This is a genomic window from Streptomyces sp. NPDC046866, from assembly GCF_040704625.1.
In the GTDB taxonomy this organism is placed as follows: Bacteria; Actinomycetota; Actinomycetes; order Streptomycetales; family Streptomycetaceae; genus Streptomyces.
Genome location: NZ_JBEYXN010000018.1, coordinates 59,482 through 76,757 on the forward strand (window position 1 = coordinate 59,482; position 17,276 = coordinate 76,757).

Annotated in this window: 13 protein-coding genes; 5 read left to right on the forward strand and 8 right to left on the reverse strand. The window is 74.6% G+C overall.

Features of this window, described 5'->3' with window-relative positions; translation table 11 throughout:
- Nucleotides 1-26: 26 nt before the first annotated feature.
- Both AB0953_RS24175 and AB0953_RS24180 read right to left on the reverse strand, forming a co-directional pair.
- The gene (locus tag AB0953_RS24175; protein ID WP_366861638.1) at nt 27-1,151 is read right to left on the reverse strand and encodes a glycosyltransferase; all 1,125 of its coding nucleotides are present in this window, start codon (nt 1,149-1,151) and stop codon (nt 27-29) included.
- The gene (locus AB0953_RS24180) at nt 1,148-1,687 is read right to left on the reverse strand and encodes a WcaF family extracellular polysaccharide biosynthesis acetyltransferase (protein WP_366861639.1); all 540 of its coding nucleotides are present in this window, start codon (nt 1,685-1,687) and stop codon (nt 1,148-1,150) included. The genes AB0953_RS24175 and AB0953_RS24180 overlap by 4 nt, the downstream gene beginning before the upstream one ends.
- A gap of 203 nt (nt 1,688-1,890) precedes the next feature.
- Here AB0953_RS24180 and AB0953_RS24185 point away from each other — a divergent pair, with 203 nt between their 5' ends.
- Nucleotides 1,891-3,309 carry a hypothetical protein gene (locus AB0953_RS24185; protein WP_366861724.1) on the forward strand — a complete coding sequence of 473 codons (1,419 nt, stop codon included), beginning with the start codon at nt 1,891-1,893 and terminating at the stop codon, nt 3,307-3,309.
- A 180-nt stretch (nt 3,310-3,489) separates the two neighbouring features.
- On the opposite strand, the gene AB0953_RS24190 is transcribed toward AB0953_RS24185, so the two are convergent.
- Genes AB0953_RS24190 through AB0953_RS24200 form a run of 3 tightly spaced genes read right to left on the reverse strand, consistent with a single transcriptional unit; the run spans nt 3,490 to nt 7,669 of the window.
- Entirely contained in the window at nt 3,490-4,701 is a 1,212-nt protein-coding gene (locus tag AB0953_RS24190) for a hypothetical protein (RefSeq protein WP_366861640.1), read from the reverse strand.
- Nucleotides 4,698-6,467 (reverse strand): lipopolysaccharide biosynthesis protein, encoded by a 1,770-nt coding sequence (locus AB0953_RS24195; RefSeq protein ID WP_366861641.1) that lies wholly within the window; start codon nt 6,465-6,467, stop codon nt 4,698-4,700. Before AB0953_RS24195 ends, AB0953_RS24190 begins: the two co-directional genes overlap by 4 nt.
- Nucleotides 6,464-7,669: a glycosyltransferase family 4 protein gene (locus tag AB0953_RS24200; protein WP_366861725.1), complete on the reverse strand. Its 1,206-nt coding sequence runs from the start codon at nt 7,667-7,669 to the stop codon at nt 6,464-6,466. Before AB0953_RS24200 ends, AB0953_RS24195 begins: the two co-directional genes overlap by 4 nt.
- 172 nt (nt 7,670-7,841) lie before the next feature.
- On the opposite strand from AB0953_RS24200, the gene AB0953_RS24205 reads away from it, so the two are divergent.
- Complete coding sequence (locus AB0953_RS24205) at nt 7,842-8,327, forward strand: adenylyltransferase/cytidyltransferase family protein (RefSeq protein ID WP_366861642.1); 486 nt, start codon at nt 7,842-7,844, stop codon at nt 8,325-8,327.
- Here the strand turns inward: AB0953_RS24205 and AB0953_RS24210 are convergent.
- Both AB0953_RS24210 and AB0953_RS24215 read right to left on the reverse strand, forming a co-directional pair.
- Nucleotides 8,308-9,030, reverse strand: a complete 723-nt coding sequence (locus AB0953_RS24210; RefSeq protein WP_366861643.1) for a CDP-alcohol phosphatidyltransferase family protein — start codon at nt 9,028-9,030, stop codon at nt 8,308-8,310. The genes AB0953_RS24205 and AB0953_RS24210 overlap by 20 nt on opposite strands.
- Before the next feature lie 65 nt (nt 9,031-9,095).
- On the reverse strand, nt 9,096-10,295 hold the full coding sequence (locus AB0953_RS24215; protein ID WP_366861644.1) for an MFS transporter: 1,200 nt from the start codon (nt 10,293-10,295) through the stop codon (nt 9,096-9,098).
- Nucleotides 10,296-10,366: 71 nt separating this feature from the next.
- Between AB0953_RS24215 and AB0953_RS24220 the strand changes: the two genes are divergently transcribed.
- A complete protein-coding gene (locus AB0953_RS24220; protein WP_366861645.1) occupies nt 10,367-10,870 on the forward strand; it encodes a MarR family transcriptional regulator in 504 nt (167 codons plus the stop codon).
- A 58-nt stretch (nt 10,871-10,928) separates the two neighbouring features.
- Here the strand turns inward: AB0953_RS24220 and glgX are convergent, their stop codons facing one another.
- Nucleotides 10,929-13,256: a glycogen debranching protein GlgX gene (gene glgX / locus AB0953_RS24225; RefSeq protein ID WP_366861726.1), complete on the reverse strand. Its 2,328-nt coding sequence runs from the start codon at nt 13,254-13,256 to the stop codon at nt 10,929-10,931.
- Nucleotides 13,257-13,479: 223 nt separating this feature from the next.
- On the opposite strand from glgX, the gene AB0953_RS24230 reads away from it, so the two are divergent.
- On the forward strand, nt 13,480-14,700 hold the full coding sequence (locus AB0953_RS24230) for an Ig-like domain-containing protein (RefSeq protein WP_366861727.1): 1,221 nt from the start codon (nt 13,480-13,482) through the stop codon (nt 14,698-14,700).
- Between the two features lie 141 nt (nt 14,701-14,841).
- Nucleotides 14,842-17,151, forward strand: coding sequence for a choice-of-anchor A family protein (locus AB0953_RS24235; RefSeq protein WP_366861646.1), 2,310 nt, complete (start codon nt 14,842-14,844; stop codon nt 17,149-17,151).
- The last annotated feature ends 125 nt before the right edge of the window (nt 17,152-17,276 follow it).

Consider the following 17,276-nt stretch of genomic DNA (forward strand, 5'->3'; position numbering starts at 1 on the left):
CGATGCGGCCCATGCCCTCAGGGCAATCAGCGGCGGCTCAGCGCCGCCTCGTACACCGGCAGCAGGGTGTCGAGGACGGCGTCCATCGAGAAGGACTCCGCGGCCAGGCGGCGGGCCGCTGCGGACGCGGTCGCGTTGGCCGCGGGGGCCAGGAGCTCCAGGACGGCCGCGGCGACTCCGGTCGGCCCCGGTTCGACGGCCCGGCCGGCCCCGGCGGCGGTGATGTCGCCGGCCAGGCCGTTGGAGTGCGTCACCACCGACGGCACGCCGACCGCGAGGGCCTCCAGCACGGACATGGGGAACGGCTCGTCCACCGAGGGCAGCACGTACACGTGCGCCCGCCGCAGTTCCTCCTGCACCCCCTCGGCCGACAGGGCGCCGGGGACGGTGAAGCGGTCCGCCAGGCCCAGTTCGGCGATCCGGGCCAGCACCGCCGCCCGCTCGCCCTCGTCGGGGCCGGCCACGACGAACTCCGCGTCGGGGTGCGCCGCCAGCACCGCCGGGGCCGCGTCCACGAAGTCCACCGGCCGCTTGCGGGCCTGGAGCCGCGCCGCGTAGAGGATCCGCGGCGGGCCGGACGGCGCCGGGCGCGCACCGTCCGCCGGCGGGGTGCCGTTGACCAGCCTGACCGCCCCGGGCAGCGGGGCGCCCACGACCGCGCCGAGGCCCTCGCGCTCGTGCGGGGTCAGGTACAGCACGGCGTCCGCGCCGCGCAGCAGCCGGCGGACGGCCACCGCGTCGAGCACCTTGGCCAGGAGCTTCCCGCTGGGGTCCACCATGCCGTGGGTCTGGAGCACCAGAGGCCGCCCGGCCCGCAGCGCGGCCAGCGCCACGGGCAGGGTCACCAGGTCCCGGGCCAGGTGGACGTGGACCACGTCCGCCTCCCGTACGAGCCGGCCCGCCGAGGCCAGCAGGGCCGGGGAGGTGATGCCGCTGAAGCCCAGCGGGAGCAGCCGGCGCGCCGGGAACAGCTTCGCCGGGACCCCTTCGACGGCGGTCGGCCACGGCTCGCCGAAGCCCTCGCCGAGCGCCAGCAGGCCCGCCTCGTGGCCGCGGGCCCGCAGCCCCTTCGCCAGGTTGAGCGCGACCCGTACCGGCCCGCCGAACGCGTTCGAGGGGGAGTGCAGCGTGACCGCGTGCAGGACTCTCACCGGGGCTCCTCGACGGGGCGGCGCTGCCCGTCCACGGTCTGGAGGGTCAGTGCAGGAAGGTTTCTGTGGACCACGGCGCCGGCCCCCGCCACCGCGCAGCGGCCCACCGTCACCCCGGCCAGCACCGTCGCCCGGACCGCCACCCACGCCCCGTCCTCGACGGTGATCGGCGCATTGCGGTAGCGGAAGTCGGCGGCCCGGTGGTCGTGGGAGCCCGTGCACAGCAGGGCCTCCTGCGAGATGCACACGTGGGAACCGATCTCCACCGGCTCCAGGTTCAGCAGCCAGGCGCCCTCGCCGATCCACGTGTGGTCCCCGACGGTCAGCTTCCACGGCCACAGCACCCGCACCCGGTGCCGGATCAGCACGCCCTCGCCGATCCGCGCGCCGAACGCGCGCAGCAGCGCCACGCGCAGCCGGGCCGGGCAGAACCACGCCATGAACAGCGTGTTCATCACGGCGAACCAGAGCGCCTGCACCAGCAGTCCGCGCCCCTTGTCGTACCCGGCCAGCGTGAAGGAAGGAAGATCACGCAACGCTCGCTCGCCCCTCGTCGTTCGCCCCCGGCCGCGCCTCCCCGGGGGCCGCCCGCTCAGACTAGACTGCGCGCGGATCAGGCACAGGGGCGGGGGCAGCAGTGGCAACGGACGTACGCAAGCCCCTCGCCGCAGCGTTCCGGCCCGATCCGCCCGACGGCGGGGACCCCGACCGCTGGGGCCGCGTCACCACCCCCCGCACCCTGCTCTCGCGCGCCCTGTCCGTCCCGCTGATCCTCGGATTCACCGTCTTCCTGCCGCTGTTCGTCGCCGGCCAGTCCGGCGACGGCCAGCGCGACGCCGCGTTCTGGCTCCAACTGCTGCTCACCATGTACGCGGGCGCCCGCCTGTCGGCCATGGTCCTGACCAGCCGCCGCAAACTGCTGCAGGGGTCCTTCTGGCTGTTCGTGTACATGGCCATGGGCGTGGCCCCGCTCGCCCAGGCCGTCCTGGGCCGGGTCCCGACCCCGGTGGTCGGCCCCCGCTCCGACCTCACCGTCGCCATCGCCCTGGTGCTGCTCGGCTGCACCGCGTACGACGTCGGCGTCCTGCTCGCCCGCCACCGCCCGGCCGGGCGCGCCGGGGGCTCCCGCAAGGAGCGCCGCCCCCTGATGGCGCACCGGCGCCGGCTGCAACTCCTCACGGCCATCGCCTTCCTGTGCAGCGCGGCCTTCATCGCCAAGCTCGGCGGGCCGGCGGTGTTCTTCTCCAGCCGGCAGGAGATCATCGCGGGCATCCAGGAGGCGGGCGTCTCCAACGGCGACGGCCAGGCCGGCCAGGCCTTCCTGCGCGGCTTCGGCACCGTGCCGGCGCTGCTGGCCTGGCTGCTGTACACGCGGTGGCTGATCACGTCGAAGTACGCCCGCCGCAAGGTGTCGGTGCTGCTCACCTGGGCGGCGCTGTGCGGGCTGAACCTGGTGGTCAACAACCCGGTCTCCAACCCGCGCTACTGGTTCCTGACGGTCATGTTCGCGATGCTGTTCACCGTCTTCCCGGTGAGCGCGGCGATGTACCGGGTGGCGCTGTCGATGGCCGTGGTGGTCGCGCTGCTCGTCTTCCCCTTCGCGGACCGCTTCCGCTACGACGAGAAGAACTACAAGCCGGTGGAGACCACCTCGTTCCTGGAGCCGCTGGCTCTCAAGGACTACGACCAGATCGGCATGTTCGCCAACACCATCACCTTCTCGAACTCCGGCCCCGGCCACTTCTACGGCCGCCAGCTGGCGGGGTCCGTCCTCTTCGCGGTCCCGCGCTCGGTATGGCCGGGCAAGCCGCGGGACACGGGCGTGATGGTGGGCCAGTGGATGGGCACGGTCAACACCAACCTCTCGTCCCCGGTCTGGGCCGAACTGTGGATCGACTTCGGCCCCCTGGGCATGGGCGCCGGCCTGCTGGGCCTGGGCTACGCCTCCGCCCGCGTCGACCGCCGCTACGCCACCCGCGCGACGCGCCGCTCGCCCTCGGGCAGCCTGATCTCGGTGGTCGTGCCGCTGGTGGCCGGCTACTCGTTCATCCTCCTGCGCGGCCCGCTGCTCCAGGCCTCGGGCCGCGTGGCGATAGCGGCGCTCTGCCTGGCCCTGATAGCCACCCACCGCACGGACCGCTCCACCACCCTGCGCTGACGCGTCCGCTGGGGCCCCGCCGGCGATCGAGGCCCGTGGTGCGGGGCCGCTGCGGCGGCGCCGCGAAGCCGCGGTCTGGGGTGATGAAGCCTCGCCGGCGATTGAGGCGCGGGGGCCGGGGCTGCGTCCCGGGATACGGAGAAAGGGCGGGGCGGGGAGCAGGCTCCGCGCAGCGGGACCTCAGGGCACGGGCCGGTCCGCGGCAGCGGGGAGGCGGGAGACGCGGGCCCACCCGGCGGCGGCCTTCAGGGCGGAGCCCAGGGCCAGCCCCCACGCACCGCCCGACACGCCGAACAGGGCGTATCCCCCCAGCAGGAGCGCCACCGCCAGGACCGAGAACGTGACTTGGAGGGAGAGCGTGGCCTTCGGGGCCAGCACCCGCAGGGTGAGCAGGGCGCACGTGCCCAGGCCCATCACCGCGTACTGCGCGCCCGTGGCCGGCAGCAGCGCCGCCACCGCGCCCCACGTCTCACCGAGCAGGGCCCGCCCCGCCCCCGCCGGCAGCGCGTGGAGCACCACCGCCCAGACCCCGGCGAGCACCGCCAGCGCCGCGCCCATCGCGGCCGTCAGCCGGACGACCCCCCGCTTGCCGAAGGCGCGCCCCACCACCGGCGGCCCGAACGCGTTCGCCGAGTTGAACAGCACGTTCAGCGGCCCGAACACCGTGCTGGCACCGCGCAGCGCACCGACCGCGAGCGGGGTCGCGAAGACGCCGAGCCCGAGCACGGCCAGCTGGCTGGAGCCGTTGCCGACGGCGAACTCCACCACGAACCGCTGCCCGAGGTGCCCGCGCCGCAGGTACGGCGTCAGCTCGGCCCGCGCCCCGCGCACGTACGGCCGCAGCAGTACCAGGCCCAGCGCCAGCGCGGGCGCCGCGGAGACGCCCCACACCAGCACCAGCCGCGCGGGCGCGGCCCCTTCGGGCTGCACCGCGAGCGCAGCGACCACGCACGCCAGCCGCAGCGCATCGGCGGCCAGCGCCCGCTCGGGCCGGCGCAGCGCGGAGAAGCAGTACCGCAGCCCGTCCTGGACGAGCACCAGCGGCAGTACGAGCCCGAGCGCGAGGAAGGCCCAGCCCCCGGCCCCGGGCAGCCCGAGGCCCACGACGGCCAGTACGGCCCCGACCGCGGCCGAGGCGGCCGCGGTGAAGGCGAGCCCCGAGCGGCACACCCCGCCCAGCCGCGTCGCGTCCTTCTCCAGCACCACCGTCTGCCCGACGTACGCCATGTTCAGCCCGAGCAGCACGCTGAAGGTCACGTAGACCATCGAGAAGTCGGCGAACCCGGCGGCCGTGGACAGCCGGGCGGCCAGCACCAGCACCAGGATGTTGGTGGCGCTGGAGGCGGCCTGGTCCAGGACCGAGGCGACGGCGCCGAGACCGCGCCGGCTCACCTGCGGCCCGTGCGGACCGTGCGCAGCGCGACGGTGTCGGTGCCGTCGCCCGGTACGTGCGGGTGCGGCGGCTGCTGCTGCGCGGCCTGGCGGTGCGTCTCGGGCCGCGCGGCCGGGCCGGCGGGACCGGCGGGACCGCCCTTGCCCTTGCCCCGGCCCCCGCCCTTGCCGCGGCCCGCCTTCTCGCCCGGCAGCGGCCCGTGCACCACGGCGCCCAGCACCGTGCCCCCGGCGCCGGTGATCAGCTCGCGGATCCGCGACAGGTCGGTGCGGTGCACGGCGCGCGGGTCGCAGACGACGAGGACGCCGTCGACGCGGTCGACGAGCGCGAGCGCGTCGGCGTACGAGAGCACCGGCGGGGCGAGCACCACCACGGTGGAGTTGGGGGAGTCGGCCTCGGAGATCAGCCGGGTGGCGCGCGGCGAGGTCAGCGCGCGGGCCACGTTGCGCACCCGGTCGCCGGGGATCAGGTCGAAGGCCCCGGACTCCCCGGCGTCCACGACGAGCTGGCGCCCGTCCGGCCAGTCGGACTCGCCGCCGGGGGCACCCGCCGCCGGGCCCTCGCCCCCCGCGGCCCCCGCCGTACGGCTCCACCGCGGCCGCCCGCCGGCATCGGTGGGCAGCTGGCTGGCCAGCACCGGCGTGCGCAGGTCGGCCTCGATGAGCAGCACGTCCTTGCCCGTCTCCGCGAAGGAGGCGGCCAGGTTCACGGCCACGGCGGCGGCGATCTCGCTGCTGCCGCGCGGGGCCACCACGAGCAGCCGGCGCCGGTCGGCGAAGCGGGAGTCGTAGGCGAGCCGGAAGGCGACCGAGCGGAACTCCTCGGCGAGCCGCGGGTCCTCCTCGCCGGCCGCGAGCAGCGGCCCGCCGGCGCTCTTGTCCCGCGGCAGTGAGCCGAGCACCGGGGCGCGCAGGGCCCGGGCGACGTCGCCCTCGGAGCGCGGGGCGGGGTCGAAGACGAGCCGGACCCAGGCGGCGAGCAGGCCGAGCGCGAGGCCTACGGCCGCACCGAGCGCGAGCGACATGGGAATGCCCGGGCCGTCCGCGTGGCTCGGCGGGGTGGCGGCGCTGGTGACCCGGCCCGGGGTCATGTCCAGGGCCTGGAGCTTGGCGATGTTGCTGTTGAGCGTGTTGACCTTCCCCTGGAGGTCGGTCTTGGAGTTGTACGCGGCGTCGCGCGCCGGACCGGCCGGCATCGCGTTGATCTGCTTGACCAGTTCGTCGAGGTTCTTGGCGACCGGGTCGCGCTGGTCCTGGTAGCCCTTGACCATCTTGTCGCGGGTGACGTCGAGGGACTCCTGCCGCTTGAGCAGGTAGGCGTCGGTCATCGCGTTGGCGCGCTTCGCGGCCTCCCCGGGCGAGGAGGCGGTGTAGGTGAAGCGGAGCACCATGGTCTGGGGCGGGTTGGTGACCTGGAGGCCGCTGCGCAGTCCGGCGAGGCCCTTGGCGGGGACGCCGAGCTTCTTGGCGGCCTCCTCGGCTATGGAGCGGGAGAGGGCGACCTGCCGCTCCGAGCCGATGTTGATGGCCTTGTCGGGGGCCAGGCTCGGGTTGAACGGGTCGTCGGTGGGCGCGCGCAGCACGACGTCCGCGGTCGCGACATAGGTGTCGGCCGTGTCGATGCCGAGGTAGACACCGCCCAGCAGGCCGATTCCGATGCCCGCGCCGAGGAGCCGGCGGTAGCGCAGGAGCTGGCGGAACTGGTCCCTGAGGAGGTCGGGTTCGTCCTCGGCCGGGACCGCTGCGGGGCGGTTCGTCTCGATCACGGCTGCGGACCCCCAAGTGCTTCGTCTATCAGTGCGTCGATCCGGGCCAGGCCCGCGTCGCGGCTCAGGTGGGCCGCCACGTGGCGGGGCCCGGCCGCCCCCAGCGCGTCCGCGCCCTCGGGGTCCTCGGCCAGGATCCGCACGGCCTTCAGCAGGGCCTCGGGGTCCTCCGGCGGTACGAGCACCCCCGCGCCCGAACGCTCCACCTCCTGGGCGGTGCCGCCCTCCGCCGCGACGGAGGCGACGACGGGCCGGCCGGCCTGGAAGTAGGAAGTCAGCTTGGACGGCACGCTCATGTCGAGCACGGCCGCGTGCTGCGTCACGGCGAGGACGTCCGCCGCGGCGAGGATATCCGGGAACTCTGCGTCGGCGGCAGGGGGGATGATGTCCAGGTTGGGCACGTCCGCGGACAGGGACTCGAGCGCCGCGCGCTGGCTGCCGTCGCCCATGAGGACGAAGCGGACGGCCGGGTCGAGCCGGGCGGCGCCGACGAGCACCTCCAGGCCCTGCTTGAGGCCCATGTTCCCGGAGTGCAGCACGACGGTCTGGCCGGGCGCCCAGCCGAGGTGGCGCCGGGTCTCGCCGCGCGGCCGCGTCGGCTGGGGCACGTGGGACCAGTTGGGCACCAGGCGGATGCGCTCGGGGTCCACGCCCATGCCGACGACGCGGTCGACGAAGGTCTCGTGGATGACGCCGACGAGCGCGGCCCGCTTGAGGGCGTAGGCCTCCGCGCGCCCGGCGATCGCGGCCGCCTTGTCCCCGCCGCTGATGCCGCTCTGCGCGGCCGCGGCGCCCATCAGGTCCTGGACGACCGGGATGAAGGGCACCTTCCACCGGGCCGCGAGGCGGGCGGCGAGCACGCCGCCGGCCAGGCTGGGCATCTGGGCCATGACCGCGTGGGGGCGCCGCATCCGGGGCGGTGCCACGGCGCCGTGCAGCAGAATCGATCCTTCGAACAGGGCGCGCTTCACGGCGGTCTGACGGGGCGGCACGGTGTGCGCACGCCGGTGCACGATGACCCCCGCGCGCCGTTCCGTGCGCCGCAGCGCCCCCTTGTACTCCGGCTCCAGCGACCACGACGGGTAGTGCGGCATGCCGGCGAGGACGTGCGTCTCATGGCCGAGTTCCGCCCAGTGCTCCGCGATCTGGGTGGCGTACGGGCCGATCCCCGCGTGCTCGGGAGCGTAATTGGTGGAAACCAGCAACAAGCGCCGGTGGCCGGATGTGGACACGTGAGGTCCCCTTCTCCCCAGGATGATGCGCACGTCACCCTATGCGTTCACCGGCACGCCGGTGAACGTGCACGCTATTGTCTGCTAATCCACCACACCGGGGGGTGTGGTTGCTGGGGGGTAACACATGACGGAGCGGGACTTGACCGAGCTCGCCGCGCGGCCGCGCAGACCGTACCGGGTGGGCTATGCGCCCGGCGCCTACGACCTGTTCCACATCGGGCACCTCAACATCCTTCGGCACGCCCGCAGCCAGTGCGACTACCTGGTGGCCGGGGTCGTCTCCGACGAGATGGCCGAACTCGCCAAGGGGCGGCGCCCGATGATCCCGCTCGTGGAGCGGCTGGAGATCGTCCGCAGCGTGAAGTACGTCGACGCCGCGTTCGTCGAGACGGTCCCCGACAAGGTGGAGACCTGGAAGCAGGTCCGCTTCGACGTCATCTTCAAGGGCGACGACTGGCGGGGCACCCCCAAGGGCGACAAGCTGGAGCGGGACTTCGCCGCCGTCGGCGTCGACGTCGTCTACTTCCCCTACACCGTGCACACCTCCAGCACCCAGCTGCGCCGGGCGCTGGACGCACTGGCCGCGCCGCCGGCGGAGCAGCCGCTCACCGCTGAACGGCGCTGAGCTCCCGGAACCACTTCACGAGGAACGCCGCCAGGAACAGCGCGGCGACCGCCCCCAGCCCCGCGTACGCCCAGCGGAACAGCGCGCCGCCGCCCAGCAGCAGGAACACCAGGCAGAACACCCCGTAGTCCACCGGCAGCAGCGCCACCGCCCGCAGCGTCGACGGTGCGGCGGCCGGGCTCCCCGGGGCGGGCCTGGCCTTGAGCTTCTCGGTCAGCAGCCCCCCGAAGAAGCTGACGACCGCGGCGAACTGGAAGCCCAGCGGCACCAGCAGCCAGCCGTCCGAGCCCGTCCCGTACGCCTCGGGGAAGCGGTGGAAGGCGATCAGCACGCAGGTGTGCAGGGCGGTCAGCTTGGCGCAGTCCACGACGTGGTCCAGCCACTCGCCGGCCGCACTGCCTCCCCCGCGCAGCCGCGCCAGCTGCCCGTCGGCGGAGTCGAAGGCGAAGCCCACGGCGAGCGCGGCCCACACCGCCGCCCCCAGCCCCCATGAGGGCGCGGCGAGGGCCACGGCGGCCACGGCGGCGAAGCTGAAGACGGCGCTGACCAGCGTCACCTGGTTCGGGGTCAGCCCGAGCCCGTACGAGGCGGCCGCCAGGTACCGCCCGGCCGGCCGGTTGACGTAGCGCGAGTAGAGCGAGACCCCCTTGGCCGACTTCTGCGCCCCGCGCAGCTCCCGCAGCGCGACTCCGACACTCGCCATGCCCGACCCCTGATCCGTACGAGGGCACACGCGCACGGGTGATGCACGTGTGTACGAAGGCCACATCATCGCAGGGCGGGGGCGGGCTCCCGCTCCGGTTGCCGGCGGACGTCCGAGAGCAGCAGCACGCCGAGGTTGGCGGCGGCGCTGAGGACGGCCGCGACCAGCAGCGGGGCCGTGGTCCCGGTCACCGCGGCGAGCGGCGCGGCCACCGCGAGGCCGAGCGGGCGGGCGGCGAAGGAGATGAGGGTGTCGAAGGAGCCGACCCGGCCGAGCGCCTCCAGCGGGATCCGGCGCTGCATCTCGGTCTCCCACAGCGGGCTGAGCACCCCGAGGCCGAACATCGCGGCGAAGTACGCGCCCGCCGTCACCGCCAGCGGCAGCCGCAGGGCGAAGGCGGCGAGCGGCAGGGCCTGCGCCGCCGCCCCGACGGCCACGCCGTGCAGCGGGCGGCGGATCGGCAGCCGGCCGGCCGCCCAGACCCCGGCGAGCAGCCCGGCCGTGCCGACCTGGGCCACGAGCACCCAGGAGGTCGCCCCGCCCAGGCTCTCGACGGCGATCAGCGGTCCGAGGGTCAGCAGCAGTCCGGCCGCCAGGTGCCAGACCCCGTGGGCGAGCACGTTCGCCAGGAACCAGGGGTGGCGCCGCGCCTCGGCCCAGCCGTCGCGCAGTTCGGCGCCGAAGCCGGCCCGGACGCGGCCGTCCGGCGCGGGGGCGGTGCGCAGCCCGCCGAGGGTGAGTGCGGAGCCGGCGAACAGGGCGGCGGTGAGCAGGGAGGACCAGCCGGCGCCCAGGACCAGCATCATCGAGCCCGCGGCGGCCGGGCCCGCGATCTGGGCGAGCCCGCCGGCCACCCCGAGCCGGGCGTTGACCTTCAGCCGGTCCGGTGCCGGGACGACGGCGGCGACGAGCGTGCGTGCCGAGGGGTTGCCGAAGGCGACGCCGGCGCCGGTGAGCGCGGCCAGCACCGCGAGCGCGCCGGTGTGCACCGGGCCGGCCAGCAGCAGGAGCCCGGTCGCGGCCTGCGCGGCCGCGCGCACCAGGTCGGCGGCGAGCACCACCCGCCGGGCGGGGAAGCGGTCCGCGGCGACGCCGGCGACGGGCAGCAGGAGCAGCATCGGCAGCAGCTCGCTCGCGAGCACGAGGCCCAGGTCCCCGGCGGAGCCGGTGCGGACGACGGCGAGGGTGAGGGTGGTGGGGATGAGGGCGGAGGCGAGCGCGGCGAAGGTGCGGCCGAGGAGCAGCCGCCGGATCGGCGAGGTCATGCCGGTGAGGGTATTTCGCTGGCGAATCATTCGTCAACGAAATATCTGGTGCCGGGTGCGATACTTCCCGCATGGACGCACTGGACCCCGAGGACTCGGTCGACCGGCACATCGCCCGCTGGAGCGGCAAGGTGCCCTTCGACGTGCCCACCGAGCAGGTCATCACCCGGATCCAGCTGCTGGCCAAGCACGTCAAGTACGGCAAGGACCGGGCCCTGGCCGAGACCGGGCTCCAGGAGTTCGAGTTCGAGACCATGCACCGCCTCGCCTCCCGCGGCACGCCCTGGCGGGCCCCGTCGGCCGAGCTCGCCGCCGAACTGCTGCTCTCTCCGGCCGGGATGACCGGCCGCCTCGACACCCTGGAGAAGTCCGGGCTGATCCGCCGCGTGCGCGCGGCGGGGGACCGCCGCCGGGTCGACGTCGAGCTCACCGAGGAGGGCCACCGGCGCTGGATCGAGGCCATGCGCTGGCGCGGCATAGCCGAGGCCGAGATGATCGCGCCCCTGGACGGCGCCGAGCGCGCCGCCCTCTCCGCCCTGCTGAAGCGGATGCTGCTGCACGTGGAACAGGCGTAGCCGCACCGGCCCCGGCCCGTCCCCCCGGCCGCCGCCCGCCGGCCCGCCCCGCCCCCGCTCAGCCCGCCACCCGCAGCAGCAGCACCGACCGCGCCGGCACCGTCAGCGTCTCCCCGCCCCGGTGCCGGGTCCCGGGAGCCTCGGCCTGGTCCTCCCGGGCGGTGTCCAGCACCAGTTCGTACTCCGCCGCCCACGGCGGCCCCGGCAGCACCCACGGCAGCGGCCTGTCCCCGGCGTGCAGCAGCGCGAGGAAGCTTTCGTCGGTCACCTGCCGCCCCTGCTCGTCGCGGCCCGGGATGTCCCGCCCCGACAGGTACATCCCCAGCGCGGCCGCCGGCGCGTACCAGTCCCGCTCCGTCATCTCCCGGCCCGCCGGGGTGAACCAGGCCAGGTCCCGCAGGCCGTCCGCACCCTGCGGCCGCCCCGAGAAGAACGCCCGCCGGCGCAGCACCGGGTGCTCCTGGCGCAGCGCCACCAGCCGCGCGGTCAGCGTGCACAGCTCCCGCCAGGCCGGATCGCCCAGCAGCGACCAGTCCACCCAGCCCGTCTCGTTGTCCTGGCAGTACGCGTTGTTGTTGCCGCCCTGCGTGCGCCCGAACTCGTCGCCCGCCACCAGCATCGGCACCCCCGTCGACAGCAGCAGCGTCGTCATCAGGTTCCGCAGCTGCCGCCGCCGCAGCGCCCCGATCCGGGCGTCGTCCGTCTCGCCCTCGGCCCCGCAGTTCCACGACCGGTTGTCGTTGGTGCCGTCCCGGCCCGCCTCCCCGTTGGCCTCGTTGTGCTTGCGCTCGTAGCTCACCAGGTCCCGCAGCGTGAAGCCGTCGTGGGCGGTCACGAAGTTCACCGAGGCGTACGGCCGCCGCCCGCCCCACGCGTACAGGTCGCTCGACCCCGACAGCCGGTACCCCAGGTCCCGTACGTCGGGCAGCGCGCCCCGCCAGAAGTCCCGCACGGCATCGCGGTAGCGGTCGTTCCACTCCGTCCACAGCGGCGGGAAGGCGCCCACCTGGTAGCCGCCCGAGCCCACGTCCCAGGGCTCCGCGATCAGCTTGACCCGCCGCAGCACCGGGTCCTGGGCGATCACCGCCAGGAACGGCGAGAGCATGTCCACGTCGTGCATCGACCGGGCCAGCGCCGCCGCCAGGTCGAAGCGGAAGCCGTCCACCCCCATCTCCGTCACCCAGTACCGCAGCGAGTCGGTGATCAGCCGCAGCACGTGCGGCCGGCCCGCGTGCAGGGTGTTCCCGCAGCCCGTGTAGTCGGCGTAGCGCCGCTGGTCGGACTGGAGCCGGTAGTAGCCGCGGTTGTCGATTCCGCGCAGCGACAGGGTGGGGCCCAGCTCGCCCGCCTCCGCCGTGTGGTTGTAGACCACGTCGAGGATGACCTCGATCCCGGCCGCGTGCAGGGCGCGGACCATCCGCTTGAACTCGCCGACCTGCTGCCCGGCCGTACCGGAGGAGGAGTACCCCGCGTGCGGGGCGAAGTAGCCGATCGAGTTGTAGCCCCAGTAGTTGCGCAGGCCCCGGCGCAGCAGGTGGTCCTCGTGGGCGAACTGGTGCACCGGCAGCAGCTCGACCGCCGTCACCCCCAGCCGCACCAGGTGCTCGAGGGCCGCCGGGTGGGCCAGACCCGCGTACGTGCCGCGCAGCTCCTGCGGCACGCCCGGGTGGCGCATCGTGAACCCGCGCACGTGCAGCTCGTAGATGACCGAGTCCGCCCACGGCGTCTTCGGCCGGACGTCGTCCGCCCAGTCGTCGTCATCGTGGACCACGACCCCCTTCGGCACGAACGGCGCCGAGTCGCGGTCGTCGCGCACGGTGTCCGCGATGTACTGCTGCGGCCAGTCGCGGACGTGCCCGTACACCTCGGGCGGCAGGCAGAACTCCCCGTCGACGGCCCGCGCGTACGGGTCCAGCAGCAGCTTGGCCGGATTGAACCGGGCCCCCGTCCACGGGTCCCAGCGGCCGTGCACCCGGAACCCGTACCGCTGCCCGGGCCGCACGCCGGGCAGGAAGCCGTGCCAGATCTCGTGCGTGAGCTCGGTCAGCGCGCACCGGGTCTCCGCCCCGTCGGCGTCGAACAGGCACACCTCCACCGCCTCCGCGCCCTGGGCCCACAGCGCGAAGTTGGTGCCCGCCGTGCCGTCCGGGCCGGTGCGGAACCGGGCCCCCAGCGGGTGGGAGGACCCCGGCCACACCGGGGGCGCCGCCGTCGCCCGCACCGCCGCCGGCGGCGGTGCCGCGGGCCCCGGATCGGCCGCGGGCCCGGGATCGGCCGCCGGCGCGGGTACGCGCGCCGGCGCGGGCCACGGGGCGCCCTGCACCCCGATGCGCCCGCCCGGCGCCGCGTCCGCGGCCCGCGCCGCTTCGGCCTCCACTGCCCCCATGGCGGCGGCATCCACCGCCTCGTGCTCGGCTGCGCTCGACACTGCCCGCCTCCACGGCTCACGGGTACCGGCGGGGGCAGGGGTGTGCGGCCCCGGGCGTCCCGGCCCGGGCCCGCCCCCGTCTGGTCCTTCCCACAGTTCTGCCCGGACAGTTCCGGCCGGAACGTGGGCCACGCCGACGTTTCTCCCGGGAGGCCCGGTCGTTGGAGGGATCGTGAGACTTCTGACGAGGCGGGCAGGGGCGGGCTTGGCCGCCGTGGCGGCATGGGCGGGCCTGCTGGGCGGGCTGGCCGGGTGCACCGACGACGGCCGCCCCCCGGTCGAGATCGAGCTGCCGGGCAAACCGAAGGCGCCCGAGGACGCCATCCGGATCACCCCCGACGACAACGCCAAGGGGGTGCCGGCCGACGGACCGCTGACCGTCCGGGTCCCCGAGGGCCGCCTCGAGCGGGTCGTCGTCACCAAGGTGGAGGACGCCCAGCAGGAACGCGTCCCCGGCTCCATCGCCCCCGACGGCCTCAGCTGGAGCCCCGACCCGGAGGCCGGCAGGCTCGCGCTCGCCGCCAAGTACACCGTGGACGCGGTCGCCCTCGACGGCCACAACCGCCGCCAGGCCCGCCACACCTCCTTCACCACCTACGTGCCCGCGGAGCGGTTCATCGGCTACTTCAAGCCCGAGAACCGCTCCACCGTCGGCACCGGCATGATCGTCTCCTTCAACTTCAGCCGCTCCATCGAGAACAAGGCCGACGTGGAACGGGCCATCACCGTCACCGCCGAGCCCGCCGTCGACATCGTCGGCCACTGGTTCGGCCGCGAGCGGCTCGACTTCCGGCCCAAGCAGTACTGGGAGCCCGGCACCGAGGTCACCGTCCGGGTGAACCTGCGCGACGTCCAGGGCGCGCCCGGCTCGTACGGCATCCAGGACAAGACCATCAAGTTCACCGTCGGCCGCTCCCAGGTCTCCACCGTGGACGCGGCCGCGCACACGATGGAGGTCCGCCGCGACGGCCGGCTGCTGTCGACCCTCCCGATCAGCGCCGGGGCGCCGAAGAACACCACCTACAACGGGAAGATGGTGGTGATGGAGATGTTCGACGTCACCCGGATGAACGGCCAGACGGTCGGCTTCGGCGGCGAGTACGACATCCCGGACGTGCCGCACGCCATGCGCCTGACCACCTCCGGGACCTTCCTGCACGGGAACTACTGGGCCAGTCCCGACACCTTCGGCAACACCAACACCAGCCACGGCTGCGTGGGCCTGCGCGACGACAGGGGCGGCGGCTCCGACACCCCGGCCGGCTGGTTCTTCGACCGGACCCTGATCGGGGACGTGGTGGAGGTCGTCAACTCGCAGGACAAGACGGTCGCCCCGAACAACGGCCTGGGCGGCTGGAACATGTCCTGGACCGACTGGGTCGCGGGCTCCGCCGTCAGCTGATCCCGCGGGGCCACACCACCCGGGTGATTGTCGTACCGGAATTCCGCGGGCCTGGAGTGTCGTCCGTCCGCCGCGCCGCCGCCTGCGCTGGGCTGGCCCCACCCCAGCGGCGCACGCGCGCCAGGACACGGACGGAGCGTCATGTCAGCAAGGAAATGGCCCCTCGGACTCGCGGTCACCGTCGCCGTGGCACTGGCCACGGGGGCGCCGGCGGCCACCACGGCCCTCGCGGCCGCCCCCGGCGGGGGCCGGCCCGCACCGGCGCCCGCCGGGGCCTCCGTGCAGGCCTCCGCGCAGGGCCGCCCCGGACCGGAGGCGGCTGTCCGCGCACCGGGCGTCGCACGGCGGGCCCCGCTGCCGGGCGGCCTCGGTCCGTGCGTCCCGGGCCGCTGCCCCGACCCGTTCCCGCCGATCGGCAGCGACGGCGTGGCCCGGGGCCGGGACAACGCCGTCAACATCTTCGTCGGCGGCGACTTCCGCGTCCGCGAGCGCGCCTCCGAGGCGGAGGGCCGCGTCGTCGTCCTCGGCGGCTTCGACCAGGACAAGGCGGCCGGCTTCGACAGCCGCTACAACGTCGGCGTCGTCGGGGCCGGCTCCCTCGTCCCCCCGCCCGCCGGAGCGGACTTCCTCACCACCGGCGGCAGCGTCACCGTCGCCGACGGCGAGCGCCTGATCGCCGACACCGGCGTCGTGCGCCACGCGGGCCCGCTCACCGGCACCGTCAGCGGCACCCCCGTCCACGACCCGGACGCGGCCGCCCCGTACGCGGGCCTGCGCGACCGGCTCACCGCCGCCAGCCGCTGCTACGCCCGTCCCGAGGGCCGGCTGCGCCCCGCCACCGGAACCGTCGTCAACAGCGGCTTCGAAACCCTGTTCACCGGCGACAACACCTCCCGCCTCCAGGTCTTCAACGTCGACTCCGACATCGCCGGCATCGGAGGCGTACAGCAGGGCGTCCGCTTCACCCGGATCCCGCAGGGCGCGACCATCCTCGTCAACGTCCTCGGCCCCGCCCGCACCATCAACACCTACAGCGGCGGCATCGCCGACACGGACCCGCTCAACGCCCACCGTGAGCGGCTCCTGTGGAACTTCCCGGACGCCACCCGCATCGACCTGACGGGCACCGGCCAGTTCCAGGGCAGCCTCCTCATGGGCGAGCAGTCCTCCGAGACCACCGTCACCCTCCCCGGCATCAACGGACGCTTCTTCACCACCGGCTCCGTCACCCACACCAGCTCCCAGGCCGGCGGCGGCGGCCAGGAGTTCCACGCCTATCCCTTCACCGGCGACCTGCCCGAGTGCGGCGAACCGGAGCCGGTGACGGGCGCCGTCTCCGTCCTCAAGCGCAACGAGAACGGCCGGCCCCTGGGCGGAGCCCGCTTCGAGCTGTGGCGCGAGACGAACGGCGTCCCGGGCCTGCAGGCCGCCGGCGCCCGCCCCGACACGCAGGTCGCGCACTGCACCACCCCCGCGGACGGCACCTGCTCCCGGGAGGTGGAGCCCGGCACGTACTACTGGCGGGAGACCACCGCTCCCGACGGCTACGAACTGCCCGCGAACCCCGTCTTCCCGCTCACGCTGACCGAGGCGAACGCCCGTCGGGGCGTCAGCGTCACCGTGGACAACACGCGGGTGCCGCCGCGGCCGGTCACCGGCCGGGTGCGCGTGCTCAAGCAGGACCGGGAGAGCGGCGTCCCCCTCGAAGGCGCCGCGTTCGAGCTGTGGCGCGAGAGCAACGGCGTGCCGGGCCTGCAGACCGCCGGCCCCGACCCCACCCCCGACGAGCAGCTCCCGCCCGCGTGCGTGACCGGCCGCGACGGGGTGTGCGAGCGGACCGTCCCGGTCGGCACCTACTACTGGCGCGAGACCGCGGCCCCCGGCGGGTACGTGCTGCCCGGACGGGCCATGGCCACGCTGGTCCTGACGGAGCAGAACGCCGAGCGCGGCGTCACGGCGGTGCTGGACAACGACCGGCGGGGGCACGCGGGCGAGCTGGAGGTCCTGAAGAAGGACGCCAAGACGAAGCAGCCGCTGCGCGGCGCGGTGTTCGAGGTCTGGAAGGAGACCAACGGCACCGAGGGCCTGCAGTCGCGGGGCGAGGACTCCGACCTCCTGGTACGGCCCGGCTGTGCCACGGACAGCCGGGGCAGCTGCACCTTCGCGCACCTGGAGGACGGCACGTACTACCTGCGGGAGACGGACGTCCCCGAGGGCTACGCGCTGCCGGCGAACGCGGTGACGGGGCCGCTGGTCCTGGGCGACGACACCCCGGGCCACCGGATCGTCGTGACGCTCGAGAACAAGCGCGAGCACCACAAGGACAAGGACAAGGACAAGGACAAGGACAAGGAGAAGGACAAGGACCACGGGAAGGACAAGGGCAAGGAGCCCGGCAAGGAAGGCAAGGACGGCAACGACGGCCGTCCTGACGGGGCCCCGCACGCCTGAGCCGTGTCCCGGGCCCGCGCGCAGCGCCGCGCGGGCCCGTCCCCGTACCGCATGCGGCGCGACTTGGGACGGAACGGTGACATGACCGTTTCTCTTCGTGATACCTCCATGTGATTTCCTGTCGG

Excerpts from the sequence above, each read along its gene's own strand:
- AB0953_RS24235 (WP_366861646.1), top strand. The coding sequence starts at position 14,842 with ATGTCAGCAAGGAAATGGCCCCTCGGACTCGCGGTCACCGTCGCCGTG.
- AB0953_RS24215 (WP_366861644.1), bottom strand. The coding sequence starts at position 10,295 with ATGACCTCGCCGATCCGGCGGCTGCTCCTCGGCCGCACCTTCGCCGCG.
- AB0953_RS24220 (WP_366861645.1), top strand. The coding sequence starts at position 10,367 with ATGGACGCACTGGACCCCGAGGACTCGGTCGACCGGCACATCGCCCGC.
- AB0953_RS24210 (WP_366861643.1), bottom strand. The coding sequence starts at position 9,030 with ATGGCGAGTGTCGGAGTCGCGCTGCGGGAGCTGCGCGGGGCGCAGAAG.
- glgX (WP_366861726.1), bottom strand. The coding sequence starts at position 13,256 with ATGGGGGCAGTGGAGGCCGAAGCGGCGCGGGCCGCGGACGCGGCGCCG.